Raw genomic sequence first — 15,025 nt, 5'->3', positions numbered from 1 at the left:
TTATTAAAATATAAAAGAAAAAATCTCATCAAAATTTGATGAGATTTTTTCTTTTATAAAAGGTTTACGAAATCGATTGAAATAACTACTTTTGCAGCAAATTTTTTAAATTTAGTTAACACACAACTATGTCAACAATAACAAATTACGAAAAAGAAGTAGTAAATCAAGCACAAGTAAGAAGAGCTACAGTTGAGTTTATCAATATCGTGAATGATTTATGGTATGATAAATCTATTGAATTAGTATTATTTAGAAACCCATTAGTAGATAAAAGAGCTAGTGAGGTTTTAAATTTAATCAACTATGCAAAAGAGTTTGTTGCAAAGCCAATTACCATTGAAGACGCTTTAGCTATTGCCAAAGCAATTCAATCAATAGACTTACCTGCTTCAAAATTAGATATAGGGAAATTAGCTTACGAATATCATTTAGCAGAAGATAGCGCTATTGATACAGTTGATTTCGTAAAGGATCAATTAGCGGATGCTACTGGAGCAGCTGATATTCAACCAAAAGATGTTGTATTATACGGTTTTGGTCGTATTGGACGTTTATTGGCTCGTGAATTAAGCAGTAAAATGGGTAAAGGTTCTCAATTACGTTTAAGAGCAGTAGTTACTCGTGGAGAAATTAATGAGGCAGTTTTAGAAAAAAGAGCTTCTTTATTAAGTATTGATTCTGTTCACGGAGATTTTTTAGGAACGGTTCAAGTAGATGTTGAAAACAATGCATTAATCATTAACGGGACTACAGTATATATGATTTCTGCTGCAAAGCCAGAAGATATCGATTATACTGAATATGGAATTAACGATGCTTTAATTATTGATAATACTGGAGCATTTAGAGATAAAGAAGCTTTAAGTCGTCACTTAGTTCCAAATGGAGCAAGCAAGGTATTATTAACTGCCCCTGGAAAAGGAATTCCTAATATCGTTCATGGAGTAAATCACTTAGAAAATAACCCAGATACTATTGATATTTTCTCGGCAGCTTCTTGTACTACCAATGCAATTACACCGGTATTAAAAGTATTAGAAGATAACTTCGGAATTAAAAAAGGACACTTAGAAACGATCCATGCCTATACCAATGATCAAAACTTGGTAGATAATATGCATAAAAAATATCGTAGAGGTAGAGCAGCAGCTTTAAACATGGTAATTACTGAAACAGGAGCAGGAAAAGCGGTATCAAAAGCGTTGCCAGCTTTAGAAGGGAAATTAACTTCTAGTGCTATTCGTGTACCAGTACCAAATGGATCTTTAGCGATATTAAACTTACAGTTAAACTCTACTGCAACTGTTGAGTCTGTAAATGCAATTATGAAACAAAACGCTTTAGAAGGTAACTTAGTAGAGCAAATTCAATACTCTTTAAGTAATGAATTAGTTTCTTCTGATATTGTTGGAACTACGGCGCCTTCTATTTTTGATAGCAAAGCTACAATAGCTGATGGAGATACAATTGTAATTTATGTATGGTATGATAATGAGTATGGATACTCTCATCAAGTAATGCGTTTAGCAAAGCATATTGCTAAAGTACGTCGTTATACTTACTATTAACATAAGTTAAGAAATAAATAAAATTAGAACCGAAACATTTGAATGTTTCGGTTTTTTTGTTATTTTTGAAAAGATAAACCCCTAAAATATCCCCTTATTATGAAAAAAGTACTTACACTTTTTGTGAAAGTATTCTCTATTTTCACATTTCTTATAGTTATTTCAACATTTTCGTATGCTCAAGAAATTAATGAACTTGACTTTTTAACCGCTGGTAAATGGTCTTTAAGTTCTGTTCAAATTGGTGAACAAAAGCAAGATTTTACTCAGCAAGATAGTTGGATGCGTTTTCATGCAGATGGAAAGTATCAAATCAAAATGAGTAATGATCAAAAAGAAGGTCTATGGAAATTTGATGAAGAAGAGAAAGCTGTTACTTTTGAAGATGATAAAGCATTAGCAGCTGGCTTCAAAATAGAAAAGTTAAACGAGAAAGAACTATTATTTTCTGCAACTGAAGGAGACATTGTATATACAATGACCTTAAGAAGATAGTGTTATATAATGTTAGAATAGTTAAAAACCGAAGTAGAAATACTTCGGTTTTTTTGTTGATAAGAGAAAGGTTTCGGCATGAAATTACTCAAAAGTTTTCTTTAACTTAGCCCATAAAACATAGAAATGAAATCAATCTTTACATCTTTTTTATTAATACTATTTTGTACTGCTATGAATGCACAAGAACTACCTTATTATGAAATACCAGAAGCACCAAAAAAATATACAGAAGGCACAGTTGCTGGAAGGTTAGTTGATGGTCTTGGGTTTAGATATTATTGGGCAACAGAAGGTTTACAGGATAAAGATTTGAAATTTAAACCGAGTGAAGATGGAAGAAGTTTATTTGATACAGTAGATCATATTCTAGTACTGTCTATTATGACATTAAGTGCAGTAGAAGGTGTTGAGATGACATTTCCAAAAGAAGGTTCCTTAACCTTTGCTGAAATGAGAAAATTAACACTTGAAAATTTTAAGAAGGCTAGTGATATTTTAAAAGCTTCAGACGATTTATCAAAGTTTGTAATGAAAATACCAAGAAGAAATGGAAACGTAGCTGAGTATCCATTTTGGAATCAGTTAAACGGACCAATAGCGGATGCAATTTGGCATTGCGGTCAAATAGTTTCTTTTAGACGTTCTGCGGGAAATCCTTTGCCTAAAGGACCAAGTTTTTTAACTGGAACGGTAAGGAAATAAAATGAGACAATTAATAGTACTCTTACTAATATGTATAGTAGCTTGTAAGAATACAGAAACGAAGAAAAAGGTTCAGTATTCTTCCAAGAATAGTAGCCCAACATTTTTTGTAAAAGGCAACTGTATATTGTTTTTAAAGCCTTCGGAGAAGTACTTTGAAGAACATTTGAAAGGTAGTGAGGGAATTGAAGAGGTGGCTGGAGATTTTAACTATTATGCAAATCAGTTTTACAAAGAACACAAAGACGAATACAAGATATATTTTGCAGAACAACCTAATGTAGCTATAATTAATTCCCAAAGTGATACTACTTATATTGATAGAAGAGAAAAAGAATTGGATTATGGTGTAGTACTTCAACAAAAAGATTCATTACAAATTTTAGAGGGAGTACATACGGATATAGATATTAAAATGGCTTTAGGGATTTTTAATCCTGAAGGATAAAAGCTAATTATTAGAATGACAATCGAACAAAAAATACAGCAATTACGAGAAGAATTACGTCAACACAATCATAATTATTATGTGTTAGACAATGCTACAATATCAGATTATGAGTTTGATATTATGTTGAAAGAATTAGAAAAATTAGAAGAAGATAATCCACAGTTTTTTGATCCTAATTCACCGACTCAGAGAGTAGGAGGAGATGTAACTAAGAACTTTGAAACCATTGTTCATAAAAACAGAATGTACTCTTTAGATAACTCGTATTCTAAAGATGATTTATTAGATTGGGAAAAGAGAATTCAAAAAATACTAGGAACAACAGAAATAGCATATACCTGTGAACTTAAATATGACGGTGCTTCTATAAATTTGACTTATGAAAATGGAGCATTTGTAAGAGCCGTTACTAGAGGAGATGGATTTCAAGGAGATGAGGTAACAACCAATATACGTACTATAAAATCCATTCCATTGGTGCCAAATGGCGATTTTGTTTCTGACTTTGAAATGAGAGGTGAAATAATTTTACCGATTGCTGGCTTTGATAAGATGAACGAAGAAAGAGTAGCGAATGGAGAAGACCCTTATAGAAACCCAAGAAATACTGCAAGTGGTAGTTTAAAGCTACAAGATAGTGCAGAGGTTGCAAAACGACCATTAGATTGTTTGCTATATCAAGTTGTAACGAATGAACGTAAGTATGCTTCACATTATGAAAGTTTAGAAGCGGCCCGTAAAGTTGGATTTAAAGTTCCGGAAACTATTGAGTTGAAAAACTCAATAGAAGAAGTGTTAGCTTTTGTAAATGAATGGGATGAAAAACGCCATGATTTACCCTATGAAACAGATGGTGTAGTAATTAAGGTGAACTCTTTTCAACAACAGGATGAACTTGGGTATACCTCAAAAGCACCACGTTGGGCAATTGCCTATAAATTTAAAGCAGAGCAAGTTTCAACAGTGTTAAATGAAATTACCTATCAAGTAGGAAGAACAGGAGCAATTACACCTGTAGCTAATTTAGAGCCAGTTCATTTGGCAGGAACAATTGTAAAGAGAGCTTCCTTGCATAATGCCGATCAGATTGAAAAATTAGATATTCGAGTTGGAGATACTGTGTTTGTAGAAAAAGGAGGAGAAATTATTCCGAAAATAATTAAAGTAGATCTTACCAAAAGAAATCAAGATTCACAGCCTACAGTATATGCTGCGCATTGTCCTGAATGTAATACAGAATTAATAAGAACAGCAGGAGATGCTAAACATTATTGTCCGAATGAATTTGGATGTGCTCCTCAAATAACGGGAAGGATTCAACATTTCATTAGTAGAAAAGCAATGGATATAGATGGGTTAGGAGGAGAGACTGTTGATTTATTAAGAAAAGAAGGTTTGATTCAAAACTATGCGGATTTGTATGAGTTGAAAGTTGAACAAGTAATTCCGTTAGAGAGAATGGCGGAAAAATCAGCACAAAATATGATCAATGGAATAGAAAAATCTAAAGAAATTCCATTTGAAAAAGTATTGTATGCATTAGGGATTCGATTTGTTGGAGAAACTGTAGCTAAGAAATTGGCGAAACATTTTAAGTCGATTGATAATTTAATGGCTGCTGATTTTGAAACCTTAGTGGCGGTTGATGAAATTGGAGATAGAATCGCTCAAAGTATTATTGATTTTTCAAACGATTTAGGGAATATTCAATTGGTAGATAGATTAAAATTGTATGGAGTACAGTTAGAAATTTCTGCTGAGAGTTTAGAAGGGCAAACAGATAAATTGTCTGGAAAAGTATTTGTGGTTTCAGGAGTGTTTCACCAGATGAGTAGAAATGAATTAAAAAAGGCTATTGAAGATAATGGAGGAAAGGTAAGTTCTTCTATTTCTAAAAAGACAAGTTATGTTATAGCTGGAGATAATATGGGGCCAAGTAAACTGGAAAAAGCACAAAACCTTGAAATACCAATCATTTCAGAACAAGATTTTATTGATATGATAGGGTAATTCTTTATGCAAAAATCAAATAAAGATTTTTTAAAGAAAAAAATAAAACTTTTAGAAGTTGATTTTGGATGTAATCAAGGTTGTTTTGAATTTGAGTTTAGTGAAGGAGAGCCCTTTGATTCAGGTGTAATGGGAGTAATAGAAAGGAAGTTGATTAAACAAACTCAAAATACATTACTTTCTTTAGATGAAATTAGTGAAGTTCTAATAACGCAAAGAAATAAGATGCCTCTTTGGATTAAAGTACAAATGAATGAAAATCGTATACTGTTTATAGTTAATCCAAGATTTAGAAAATTAAAGGTAGTTGAACATTGGCATGGAGAAAATAAGTATGCTCCTTTTATAATAAATAAGAATAATGACCAAACAAACTAGAATAACCATTGTAAGCCTGCTGTTTTTAGGTGTTGCAATTACTGATGTATATGCAGTAATTACGCAAAACAAAACATTAGAAATGATATTTAAACCTTTACTAATGACAACACTGGCAGTGGTGTATTTGGTTTCGGTTAAAAAACCAAGCTTTTGGGTATTATCAGCATTGTTCTTTTCGTTTTGGGGAGATGTGTTTTTATTAGATAAAGAGAAGTTTTTTGTATTTGGTTTAGCATTATTTTTGTTAGCTCATGTTATTTATATAAAAATCACTACCGATCTGTTGCAGAAAGAGTTAACGTCGAAAATGATAACATCAGCAATTCCCTTTGTAGTGTTGTTTATTGGTTTGTTAAGTTTGATTTATGCGAATCTTGGGGATATGTTAGTGCCTGTAATTGTGTACGGAGTAACTATTTCAACTTTTGGTACAGCAGCATTGTTGCATTATCGACAAGATAAAACAACTGCAAGTACCTGGTTGTTGTTAGGGGCCGTGTTGTTTATAGCTTCTGATAGTTTAATTGCATTGAATAACTTTTATACACCTAAAAGACTTTTTGATGTTTCAATTATAGCTTTATATATTGTATCTCAATTTCTTATAGTAAAAGCACTAATAGCAAAAAGGAGTTAACTTGAAATAATAATGGAAAAACCTAGACTTACCAGGTTAACACAAATGGTTACTTTATTGCAGTCGAAAAGATTGCTGACAGCAAGGGAGCTAGCAGAAAAATTCAGTGTAAGTATTAGAACAATTTACAGAGATATAAGAACGCTAGAAGATGCTGGGGTACCTGTAGTAACTGAAGAAGGAAAGGGATATTTTTTACAAGAAGGTTTTCAATTACCTCCTGTAATGTTTTCTGAAGAAGAGGCAAATGCATTGATAACGGCTGAACAATTAATATTAAAAAACAAGGATGCTTCTTTTGTAGATAATTACAGTAATGCAATTACAAAAATTAAAGCTGTTTTAAAATATTCTCAAAAAGATAAAGCAGATTTACTGTCAAAACGAATTGTATTTCGATTGAATCAAGATAATGAAAGATCCAGTAATTATTTGATGCAATTGCAAACGGCAATAACAAACTTTCAATTGGTAGAAATCGCTTATCTATCTCTTCAAAATCAAGCTACCAAAAGAGTGGTAGAACCTTTTGCAATGTACAGTACGAACTTAAATTGGTTGTTAATAGCATTCTGTCGATTACGTAATGAGTTTAGAGCCTTTAGAATAGATTGTATTAAGAATATACAATTAACTGGAGGCAATTTTGAACCTCATAATTTAACTTTGGAAGAGTATTTTAAAATTTGTGAAGAAAAATACAATACCCCCTGACAAACTGTTGTCATCACCCACTTTTATTTTTGTGTAAACATTAAAAAATAAGAAAATGGACACAATAAAAAAAGAAGCGTTTTACGTTGCAGGAATCTCTGTTAGAACAACTAATGAGAATGGAAAAGCAATGCAAGATATACCGGCATTATGGCAACAATTTATGGTTGAAAATGTAGGCGAGAAACTTTTGAATAAATTAGGTTCAGAAAGTTATGCAGTATATACTGATTATGAAAAAGATCATACAAAGCCATATACAATGATATTAGGTTATCGAGTGGAAAATTTGGAAAACCTTCCAGAAAACATGGTTGGAACAAAAATAGAGGCTTCAAATTACGAGAAGTACATTGCTAAAGGAGATTTAACAAAAGACGCAGTGGTAAACGAGTGGATGAAAATTTGGAATTCTGATAGTAAAAGAACCTATACAGCAGATTTTGAAGTGTATGGAGAAAAAGCACAAGACCCTAAAAATGGAGAAGCAGAAATTTTTATCGCCATAGAATAAGAATAACTTTTGATTATTAAAATAAACAAGCGGTTTTAGAGAAAATTCTAAAACCGCTTGTTGTAGTTAACAAATTAAATCGGAAAAATTATAATTTACTTCCTATAAAAGGAATGTGCTTTCTATTTAGTATGAGTAAGATTGCCCCAGCAACTAAAGTTATAATAGCGCAAATAAATAATCCACCTCCATCTCCATTATGTTCAATACCAATCTTGGTTAAATGTCCCATTATTGCACCTCCCATTAATCCTACAGTTAGTATTGCGCCTAACCAAGTTTTATTCGGAATAAATAGTAAAATCGATGCTATCAATTCTAAAACTCCAGTTCCAATTCTCATGGACGCTTCATTTTCTCCAGCTAGTTTTGTAAATAAATCGATACTTTCTTGAGCGCCTGTGAACTTAAAAAATAATGTTTGTAACATTATTACAGCTGCCACAAGTTTTAAAATAATAGGCAAATATTTATTCATTATGTATTGGTTTTATAATTTAGACGAAGTGGTTTTTAATCCTTACAGGAACTAATTAAATAGTATTTTTGTTTTATGAAAAAAATAACATTTACTACCCTAATGATGGTAGTTGTATTCTTAGGTTGTCAGAAGAAAAAAATGACCCTAACTTTTTTAGATGAACTTGTTGTAAAAGACTCTCTTCAGTTTGGTACTACAGTAATAGGTGGGTTATCAGGAATTGATAGATATAAGGACCAATATTATATGGTAGTCGATGATGCAAGAAATCCACGAATTTTACAGGCGGATATTCTAATTGATGAAGATCAAATTCAAGCAGTAAATTTTAACAATATTATCAAATTAAAAGATACTACAAGCTCATTTTACAATAGTAATGCTTTAGATTTAGAATCAGTTTTTATAGACGCTGGAGGAAAGCTAAATTTAGTTTCTGAAGGATCAATTAGAAAAGGAAAAGACCCACTTGTTTTTACGATTGATATCAATTCAAGAGCTGTTACAGAGTTTATAGTTCCTGATTATTTTAAAGCAAGTTCAAAAGAAAAACCCAAACATAATGGTGTTTTTGAAGGTTCAAGTAGAGGCTTTAGTACTGATGGATTTTGGGTTGCTATGGAAGCGCCGTTACGTGCAGATGGAGAAGAACCAACTTTTCATAAAACACAATCACCAGTTAGAATTACTTATTTTAATAATAAGACCAAATTAGCTGAAAAGCAATATGCCTATGAATTAGAAAAGATTGATAAACCTGCAAAAGGTAAAATAAACCTGAATGGTGTCACTGCTATTTTAGAGTATCAAGAGGGGAAGTTTCTCGTAGTAGAAAGAATTTATCAAAGTGGATATGGAAGTCATGGGAATGTTGTGAGAATTTTCAATGCATTTGCAGATAAAGAAACAACAAACACTCTAGCCTTAAGATCTTTGAAGAAAGAAGCGTATATTCCATTAAAGAAAGAATTATTATTAGATTTTGATTCAATTCAAAAAGAGTTAACAGAAGGAATAATAGATAATATTGAAGGAATAACCTTCGGACCAACGTTGTCTAATGGAAATCAATCGGTCATTTTAATTTCTGATGATAATTTTCAAGTGTATGGAAAGCAATTGAATCAATTTATTCTTTTAGAAATTCACAATAAATAATGTATTTTTAGCGTCCGCAATTTTTTACAATGATATCCAAATTTAAACAAAAATCTATTCAAAAGGCGTTTGACAAACTAGTTCGAAAGTCAATAAGTAAACGTCAAGATTCTAATAAAATTAAGAAAGTAGCTATTGTATTAGATAATGAATCACTTATAAACATTGTATTAGCTAACTTAACAAATAAGCTTCCTTTTACAAAGGAACAAATAACTGTTTTTACACTTAGAGAATATTCTAAAAAACAAGAGGAATCTCCAGAATTCTTTACAGAGAATGATTTTGGATTCAAAGCAAGTTTAAAATCAGACAATCTAAAAAACTTCGTTAAAAATGAATATGATTTACTGATTAACTACACTAAATCGTCTAATATTTTTACAAATATGGTAACTTTGTTATCGCAAGCAAAATTAAAGGCTGGGTTTGCAAATATCGATGATAGATTGTTTGATATTGTAGTATCTGATGAAGCTTTTAATGAGGCAATTTTGAATCAAGAATTAAAAAAGTATTTAACCATATTAAATAAAATATAATGCAACAGTTTTATGGACTTGGTGTAGCATTGGTAACTCCATTTAAAGAAGATTTAAGTGTCGATTACGATGCGTTAGAAAGATTAGTAACCTATAACATAGAAAACGGAACTAATTATTTAGTAATTAATGGAACCACCGGTGAAAGTGCAACTATCACAAAAGAAGAGAAAACAGAAATTATAAAAGTTGTTGCAGCCGTAAACAAGAAACGTTTACCACTTGTTTTAGGTGTTGGAGGTAACAATACACAAACTGTAGTTGAAGAGCTACAAACGTTAGATTTAACTGAAATAGATGCAATATTATCTGTAGCACCATATTACAGTAAACCTACACAAGAAGGGTTTTATCAACACTTTAAAGCGGTAGCAGAAGCAAGCCCTAAACCAGTTATTTTATATAATGTTCCAGGGAGAACGGCGAAAAATATGGAACCTGCTACAACTTTACGTTTAGCAAAAGACTTTGATAACGTAATCGGAGTCAAAGAAGCAGGAAACAATCAGCAACAATACTATAGTTTATTAAAAGATAAACCAGAAGATTTTCTAATTATTTCAGGTGATGATGATTTAGCTTTAGGAATTGTCTTAGCTGGAGGAGCGGGAGTTATTTCAGTAATAGGACAGGGTTTACCTAAAGAGTTTTCTCAAATGATTCAACTAGGTTTAGAAGGAAAGAACAAAGAGGCATTTAATATTCATTTTGAATTAATGGATATTGTAGATTATATTTTCGAAGAGAATAATCCCGCAGGAATAAAAGCCGTTTTAAAGAAATTGAACATTACTTCTGATAATGTTCGTTTGCCATTAGTAGTAGCGAGTAAAGAATTACAGGGAAAAATTGGTGACTTTTTAGATAATTTATAAAAAGACTACACCGAAACATAAATAAAAGACCATAGTGTACACTATGGTCTTTTTTGCATCTTATATATAAGATGACAATCTGCTAAGATTTAATAAAATAACTGTTTAAATATTACTTGAACAGTTTGCTAATTAATTCAATTGAAAAACAACTACTATTAATGTTAGGGATACGTAGAATAGTTGGAAGTTTAACAATTGATGTTACTACAATTACCTTTAGGTTCATGGTTTTTAAAAATGTTATCCTAATATTAGTTATTAAATGAGAGTGCTTAGTTGCGTGAAATCTTTTATATTTCTAATTGATAATAAATCTTCTTTTGCGCTTTTTTTAAGATATTTGTATTTCAAAATTAGAAGCAATTATGTTATCAAAGAAAATAGAAGACGCATTAAATAAACAAATTAAATTAGAAGCCGAGTCATCTCAAGTATATTTATCAATGGCTTGTTGGGCAGAAACTCAAGGTTTTGAAGGAGTAGCTCAATTTATGTATGCACACTCAGATGAAGAACGTATGCATATGTTGAAATTGGTAAAGTTTGTAAATGAAAGAGGAGGACACGCTAAGATCTCTGAATTAGCAGCACCTCCAACTGAGTTTGGATCGTTTAAAGATATGTTTCAAGAATTGTTTGATCATGAAGTAATGGTGTCTCAATCAATTAACGATTTAGTTCATATAACATTAGAAGAAAGAGATTATGCTACGCATAACTTTTTACAATGGTATGTTTCTGAGCAGATAGAAGAGGAAGCGTTAGCACGAAACATCCTAGATAAGATCAATTTGATTGGAGATGATAAGGGAGGTTTATATTTGTTTGATAATGATGTAAAGCAACTGGTAGGAGCAGATGCTGGAGGAGAAGCACCTCAATAATTAAGATTAACAAACATTTAGGGTTTCTTTACCTTTTTACTAACATAAATTATAGTTTATTGCGGTACACAATTTGAAGTGTAAAAAATCGTTTTAATAATCCATAATTAATCATTAATTTTGCCGAATGCAAAAAATTAAAAATTTAGCGTATTTATTAGTAGTTACTTTATTGTTAACTTCTTGTGGAGAATATCAAAAAGTATTGAATAAAGGAACAGTAGAAGAGCAATATAAAATGGCTACGAAGATGTACGAAGCTCAAAAGTACAATAAAGCCATTCGTTTGTTTGAAAAAATAGTTCCTTCTTACAGAGGAAAACCACAAATGGAGCGTATTCAATACATGGTGGCACAGTCTAATTTTAATGTGAAAAACTACAGCTTAGCAGGATATTATTTTGAGCGTTTTTCTAAGAACTATCCTAAAAGTTCTAAGAGTGAGGAAGCTGCATTTTTATCAGCATTAGGATATTACAAAGCAGCACCAAGATTTAGTTTAGATCCAACAGATACTAATAAAGCGTTAGAAAAGTTTCAAGCATTTATAGACGCTTATCCAAATTCTGATAAGATAGACGAAGCAAATAAGTATTATGCTGAATTAAGATATAAGTTAGAGAAAAAAGCTTTTGAAATAGCTAAAACTTATTACAGAACAGCAGAAACTTATCCAAGAAATTATAGAGCGGCAATTGTAGCGTTCGATAATTTATTATCTGATTATTTAGGAACTTCTTTTAAGGAAGAAGCCTTGTATTACAGATTAAAGGCTGCGCACGATTTTGTATTGAAGAGTACAGAAAGAAGAAAGGCAGAAAGAATTAAAGAAGCAATTAAAGCTTACGATAAATTAAAAAGAAATTTTCCTGAGTCTAAATTCATGGAAGATTCTAATAAGATGCTAACAGCATTACAAAAGGAACAAGAACAATTAGTTAAAAGTTAAGTGATGGATTATAAAGAAACGAAGGCACCTGTATCTACAGTAACTTACAACAAAGAGGTAATAGAAACTCCTACAGACAACATCTATGAAGCTATTTCGATTATAGCGAAAAGAGCTACACAAATTAATTCTGATCTTAAGAAAGAATTAATAGATAAATTAGATGAGTTTGCTACGTATAACGATAGCTTAGAAGAAGTATTTGAAAACAAAGAGCAAATAGAAGTTTCAAAATTCTACGAACGCTTACCTAAGCCACATGCAATTGCAGTGGAAGAGTGGTTAGAAGAGAAAATTTATTTTAGAAATTCAGACAAGAAGTAAGAATGTCTGTACTTAACGGGAAAAAAGTTTTATTAGGAGTAACTGCGGGAATTGCAGCATATAAAACAGCAAATTTAGTCCGTTTATTTATAAAATCAGGCGCAGAAGTCAAAGTAGTAATGACTCCTGCGTCTAAAGATTTTGTAACACCACTTACTTTATCTACCTTATCTAAAAATCCAGTTAATTCAACTTTTTATGATTCTGAAGACGAAAATGAGCTTTGGAATAATCATGTTGAATTAGGATTATGGGCAGATCTAATGATTATTGCCCCAGCAACTGCTAATACCTTATCTAAAATGACCAATGGTACTTGCAATAATTTATTATTAGCAACGTATTTATCGGCAAAATGTCCAGTATATTTTGCTCCTGCAATGGATTTAGATATGTATAAGCATCCTTCAACAAAAACAAGTTTTGATAAACTTCAAAGTTTTGGAAACATAATGATTCCTTCTACTTCTGGCGAACTAGCGAGTGGTTTGGTTGGTGAAGGAAGAATGGCTGAACCAGAAGATATTATAGATTTTATTGAAAAAGATATAGTATCAAAGTTACCCTTAAGAGGTAAAAAGGTATTAATAACAGCTGGACCTACATATGAAGCAATAGATCCAGTAAGATTTATTGGTAACCATTCTTCTGGAAAAATGGGCTTTGAAATAGCCAAAACAGCTGCAAATTTAGGAGCTGAGGTATTTTTAGTTTCAGGACCATCTCACCAATCAGTAAAACATTCTTTTATTAAAAGAATAGATGTAAAATCGGCGCAAGAAATGTATGAAGCTTGTCATAAATACTATAATGATGTTGATGTAGCTATACTTTCTGCTGCAGTTGCCGATTACAGACCAAAAAATGTAGCTTCTCAAAAAATAAAAAAGAAAGAAGCAGCGTTAAGTATAGAGTTAGAACCTACCCAAGACATTCTAAAATCGTTAGGTGAAATTAAGAAAAACCAATTACTAGTTGGTTTTGCTTTAGAAACAAATAACGAAGAAGAGAATGCGAAAAGTAAAATCAAACGAAAGAATTTAGATATGATAGTTCTAAATTCCTTAAGAGATAAGGGAGCAGGTTTTGCAACAGATACAAATAAAATCACTATTATTGATGTAGATTTTAGCAAAAAAGAATTTGCGTTAAAATCTAAAAAAGAAGTATCTAAAGATATAATTAACGAAATCATTCAAAAATTAAATGCGTAAGTTTTTATTAGGAGTAGTCTTACTTGTTTCTTCGTTTGTTCAAGCGCAAGAAATAAATGCTTTGGTAACCATTAATGCTGATAAAGTTCAAAGTTCAAATAAGCAAGTTTATCAAACGTTACAAAAGGCGTTGACAGAGTTTATAAACCAAACAAAATGGACTAATAGAAATTTTAAACCGCAAGAACGTATTAATTGTGCATTTACAATTATAGTAAGTGAACAAAATAATAATCAGTTTTTAGGAAGCTTGCAAATTCAATCGACAAGACCGGTGTATGGTTCTTCATATGCAACACCTCTTTTAAATATCAATGATACAGGATTTAATTTTGAATATAATGAGTTTGATCCGTTGTTATTTAATCCCACAAGATTTGATTCTAATTTAGTATCTACCATTGTTTTTTATGTGTACACCATTTTAGGAGTAGATGCAGATACATTTGCATTAAAAGGAGGACAAGAGTATTTGAAAAAAGCGGAGAACGTAATGTTACAGGCACAACAAAGTGGTGATACAAACTGGCAAAACCAAGTAGGAAAGCAAAATAGATTTGCTTTGATTGATGGTTTGTTATCTTCAAAATTTGAGACCTTACGAAATATATATTATAACTATCATAGACAAGGATTTGATTACTTTTCAGAAGACGAAAATAAAGCAAAACAAGCTATTGAAAAGGCGGTAATAGATTTGGATAAGATGTTCAATATAACCGTTGGTAACTACATGATTCGTGTATTTTTAGATGCAAAATCAGATGAAATTGTAAATGTTTTTTCAGATGGTCGACCTACTAGTAATCAAGCAAAAATGGTACAAACGTTAAGAGATATTTCTCCAACTTACTCAGACAAGTGGAAGAGAATTAATTAAACGTTGATACATAAATAAAATATTAGTAACCTATTAAATTCAATTTTTAATAGGTTATTTTTTTTGAAGAGTAATCTGTAATCAAGGTCAAAAGTATATGAAGTTTTTGCTGATCTTCTTTGTTTAAAGATAGGTGAAATTTGAGTAACACCTATTTTAATTTATCTCTGAATGGATATAGTTTTAGTTTAAAACTTCTCTTTTTAGTTTGTTAAAAATCCGTACTTTTATTCTTTT

18 protein-coding genes are annotated in these 15,025 nt (G+C 31.2%); 17 read left to right on the top strand and 1 reads right to left on the bottom strand.

Annotated features, from left to right (window positions below):
• The first annotated feature begins 128 nt into the window (after nucleotides 1-128).
• The 9 genes from ABNT22_RS13040 (at nucleotide 129) to ABNT22_RS13000 (ending at nucleotide 7,478) form a co-directional block, all read left to right on the top strand.
• A complete protein-coding gene (locus ABNT22_RS13040; protein ID WP_348713855.1) occupies nucleotides 129-1,571 on the top strand; it encodes a glyceraldehyde-3-phosphate dehydrogenase in 1,443 nt (480 codons plus the stop codon).
• Between the two features lie 99 nt (nucleotides 1,572-1,670).
• Nucleotides 1,671-2,066, top strand: a complete 396-nt coding sequence (locus ABNT22_RS13035) for a hypothetical protein (protein WP_348713853.1) — start codon at nucleotides 1,671-1,673, stop codon at nucleotides 2,064-2,066.
• 126 nt (nucleotides 2,067-2,192) lie between these two features.
• Nucleotides 2,193-2,771, top strand: coding sequence for a hypothetical protein (locus ABNT22_RS13030; RefSeq protein WP_348713851.1), 579 nt, complete (start codon nucleotides 2,193-2,195; stop codon nucleotides 2,769-2,771).
• Between the two features lies 1 nt (nucleotide 2,772).
• Nucleotides 2,773-3,219, top strand: a complete 447-nt coding sequence (locus ABNT22_RS13025) for a hypothetical protein (protein WP_348713849.1) — start codon at nucleotides 2,773-2,775, stop codon at nucleotides 3,217-3,219.
• Nucleotides 3,220-3,234: 15 nt separating this feature from the next.
• Nucleotides 3,235-5,232, top strand: a complete 1,998-nt coding sequence (ligA, locus tag ABNT22_RS13020) for an NAD-dependent DNA ligase LigA (protein ID WP_348713847.1) — start codon at nucleotides 3,235-3,237, stop codon at nucleotides 5,230-5,232.
• Nucleotides 5,233-5,238: 6 nt separating this feature from the next.
• On the top strand, nucleotides 5,239-5,610 hold the full coding sequence (locus ABNT22_RS13015) for a hypothetical protein (protein ID WP_348713845.1): 372 nt from the start codon (nucleotides 5,239-5,241) through the stop codon (nucleotides 5,608-5,610).
• Complete coding sequence (locus ABNT22_RS13010; protein WP_348713843.1) at nucleotides 5,594-6,250, top strand: lysoplasmalogenase; 657 nt, start codon at nucleotides 5,594-5,596, stop codon at nucleotides 6,248-6,250. The genes ABNT22_RS13015 and ABNT22_RS13010 overlap by 17 nt, the downstream gene beginning before the upstream one ends.
• Before the next feature lie 6 nt (nucleotides 6,251-6,256).
• Nucleotides 6,257-6,964: a YafY family protein gene (locus ABNT22_RS13005; RefSeq protein WP_348713900.1), complete on the top strand. Its 708-nt coding sequence runs from the start codon at nucleotides 6,257-6,259 to the stop codon at nucleotides 6,962-6,964.
• 55 nt (nucleotides 6,965-7,019) lie between these two features.
• Entirely contained in the window at nucleotides 7,020-7,478 is a 459-nt protein-coding gene (locus tag ABNT22_RS13000) for a GyrI-like domain-containing protein (protein ID WP_348713841.1), read from the top strand.
• Nucleotides 7,479-7,566: 88 nt separating this feature from the next.
• Here the strand turns inward: ABNT22_RS13000 and ABNT22_RS12995 are convergent, their stop codons facing one another.
• Nucleotides 7,567-7,956: a DoxX family membrane protein gene (locus tag ABNT22_RS12995; RefSeq protein ID WP_348713839.1), complete on the bottom strand. Its 390-nt coding sequence runs from the start codon at nucleotides 7,954-7,956 to the stop codon at nucleotides 7,567-7,569.
• Nucleotides 7,957-8,031: 75 nt separating this feature from the next.
• Here ABNT22_RS12995 and ABNT22_RS12990 point away from each other — a divergent pair, with 75 nt between their 5' ends.
• The 8 genes from ABNT22_RS12990 (at nucleotide 8,032) to ABNT22_RS12955 (ending at nucleotide 14,788) form a co-directional block, all read left to right on the top strand.
• Nucleotides 8,032-9,117, top strand: a complete 1,086-nt coding sequence (locus ABNT22_RS12990; RefSeq protein ID WP_348713837.1) for an esterase-like activity of phytase family protein — start codon at nucleotides 8,032-8,034, stop codon at nucleotides 9,115-9,117.
• Between the two features lie 29 nt (nucleotides 9,118-9,146).
• Nucleotides 9,147-9,659 carry a DUF6913 domain-containing protein gene (locus ABNT22_RS12985; protein ID WP_348713835.1) on the top strand — a complete coding sequence of 171 codons (513 nt, stop codon included), beginning with the start codon at nucleotides 9,147-9,149 and terminating at the stop codon, nucleotides 9,657-9,659.
• Complete coding sequence (gene dapA / locus ABNT22_RS12980) at nucleotides 9,659-10,534, top strand: 4-hydroxy-tetrahydrodipicolinate synthase (RefSeq protein ID WP_348713833.1); 876 nt, start codon at nucleotides 9,659-9,661, stop codon at nucleotides 10,532-10,534. Before ABNT22_RS12985 ends, dapA begins: the two co-directional genes overlap by 1 nt.
• A 368-nt stretch (nucleotides 10,535-10,902) precedes the next feature.
• Nucleotides 10,903-11,421, top strand: coding sequence for a ferritin (locus ABNT22_RS12975; RefSeq protein WP_348713831.1), 519 nt, complete (start codon nucleotides 10,903-10,905; stop codon nucleotides 11,419-11,421).
• A gap of 127 nt (nucleotides 11,422-11,548) precedes the next feature.
• Nucleotides 11,549-12,370, top strand: a complete 822-nt coding sequence (locus ABNT22_RS12970; protein ID WP_348713829.1) for an outer membrane protein assembly factor BamD — start codon at nucleotides 11,549-11,551, stop codon at nucleotides 12,368-12,370.
• 3 nt (nucleotides 12,371-12,373) lie between these two features.
• Nucleotides 12,374-12,694: a DNA-directed RNA polymerase subunit omega gene (locus tag ABNT22_RS12965; RefSeq protein ID WP_348713827.1), complete on the top strand. Its 321-nt coding sequence runs from the start codon at nucleotides 12,374-12,376 to the stop codon at nucleotides 12,692-12,694.
• Nucleotides 12,695-12,696: 2 nt separating this feature from the next.
• Complete coding sequence (coaBC, locus tag ABNT22_RS12960) at nucleotides 12,697-13,908, top strand: bifunctional phosphopantothenoylcysteine decarboxylase/phosphopantothenate--cysteine ligase CoaBC (RefSeq protein WP_348713825.1); 1,212 nt, start codon at nucleotides 12,697-12,699, stop codon at nucleotides 13,906-13,908.
• The gene (locus tag ABNT22_RS12955; RefSeq protein WP_348713823.1) at nucleotides 13,901-14,788 is read left to right on the top strand and encodes a DUF4835 family protein; all 888 of its coding nucleotides are present in this window, start codon (nucleotides 13,901-13,903) and stop codon (nucleotides 14,786-14,788) included. The genes coaBC and ABNT22_RS12955 overlap by 8 nt, the downstream gene beginning before the upstream one ends.
• The last annotated feature ends 237 nt before the right edge of the window (nucleotides 14,789-15,025 follow it).

Origin of the sequence: Tenacibaculum sp. 190130A14a (genome assembly GCF_964048965.1) — a bacterium.
Lineage (GTDB): Bacteria > Bacteroidota > Bacteroidia > Flavobacteriales > Flavobacteriaceae > Polaribacter > Polaribacter polynesiense.
This window is presented reverse-complemented; position numbering and strand designations above follow the sequence as displayed.

Bases quoted from the DNA above. Each gene is read 5' to 3' on its own strand.
- ABNT22_RS13040 (WP_348713855.1), top strand. From the start codon at position 129: ATGTCAACAATAACAAATTACGAAAAAGAAGTAGTAAATCAAGCACAA.
- ABNT22_RS13035 (WP_348713853.1), top strand. From the start codon at position 1,671: ATGAAAAAAGTACTTACACTTTTTGTGAAAGTATTCTCTATTTTCACA.
- ABNT22_RS13030 (WP_348713851.1), top strand. From the start codon at position 2,193: ATGAAATCAATCTTTACATCTTTTTTATTAATACTATTTTGTACTGCT.
- ABNT22_RS13025 (WP_348713849.1), top strand. From the start codon at position 2,773: ATGAGACAATTAATAGTACTCTTACTAATATGTATAGTAGCTTGTAAG.
- ligA (WP_348713847.1), top strand. From the start codon at position 3,235: ATGACAATCGAACAAAAAATACAGCAATTACGAGAAGAATTACGTCAA.
- ABNT22_RS13015 (WP_348713845.1), top strand. From the start codon at position 5,239: ATGCAAAAATCAAATAAAGATTTTTTAAAGAAAAAAATAAAACTTTTA.
- ABNT22_RS13010 (WP_348713843.1), top strand. From the start codon at position 5,594: ATGACCAAACAAACTAGAATAACCATTGTAAGCCTGCTGTTTTTAGGT.
- ABNT22_RS13000 (WP_348713841.1), top strand. From the start codon at position 7,020: ATGGACACAATAAAAAAAGAAGCGTTTTACGTTGCAGGAATCTCTGTT.
- ABNT22_RS12995 (WP_348713839.1), bottom strand. From the start codon at position 7,956: ATGAATAAATATTTGCCTATTATTTTAAAACTTGTGGCAGCTGTAATA.
- ABNT22_RS12990 (WP_348713837.1), top strand. From the start codon at position 8,032: ATGAAAAAAATAACATTTACTACCCTAATGATGGTAGTTGTATTCTTA.
- ABNT22_RS12985 (WP_348713835.1), top strand. From the start codon at position 9,147: ATGATATCCAAATTTAAACAAAAATCTATTCAAAAGGCGTTTGACAAA.
- dapA (WP_348713833.1), top strand. From the start codon at position 9,659: ATGCAACAGTTTTATGGACTTGGTGTAGCATTGGTAACTCCATTTAAA.
- ABNT22_RS12975 (WP_348713831.1), top strand. From the start codon at position 10,903: ATGTTATCAAAGAAAATAGAAGACGCATTAAATAAACAAATTAAATTA.
- ABNT22_RS12970 (WP_348713829.1), top strand. From the start codon at position 11,549: ATGCAAAAAATTAAAAATTTAGCGTATTTATTAGTAGTTACTTTATTG.
- ABNT22_RS12965 (WP_348713827.1), top strand. From the start codon at position 12,374: ATGGATTATAAAGAAACGAAGGCACCTGTATCTACAGTAACTTACAAC.
- coaBC (WP_348713825.1), top strand. From the start codon at position 12,697: ATGTCTGTACTTAACGGGAAAAAAGTTTTATTAGGAGTAACTGCGGGA.
- ABNT22_RS12955 (WP_348713823.1), top strand. From the start codon at position 13,901: ATGCGTAAGTTTTTATTAGGAGTAGTCTTACTTGTTTCTTCGTTTGTT.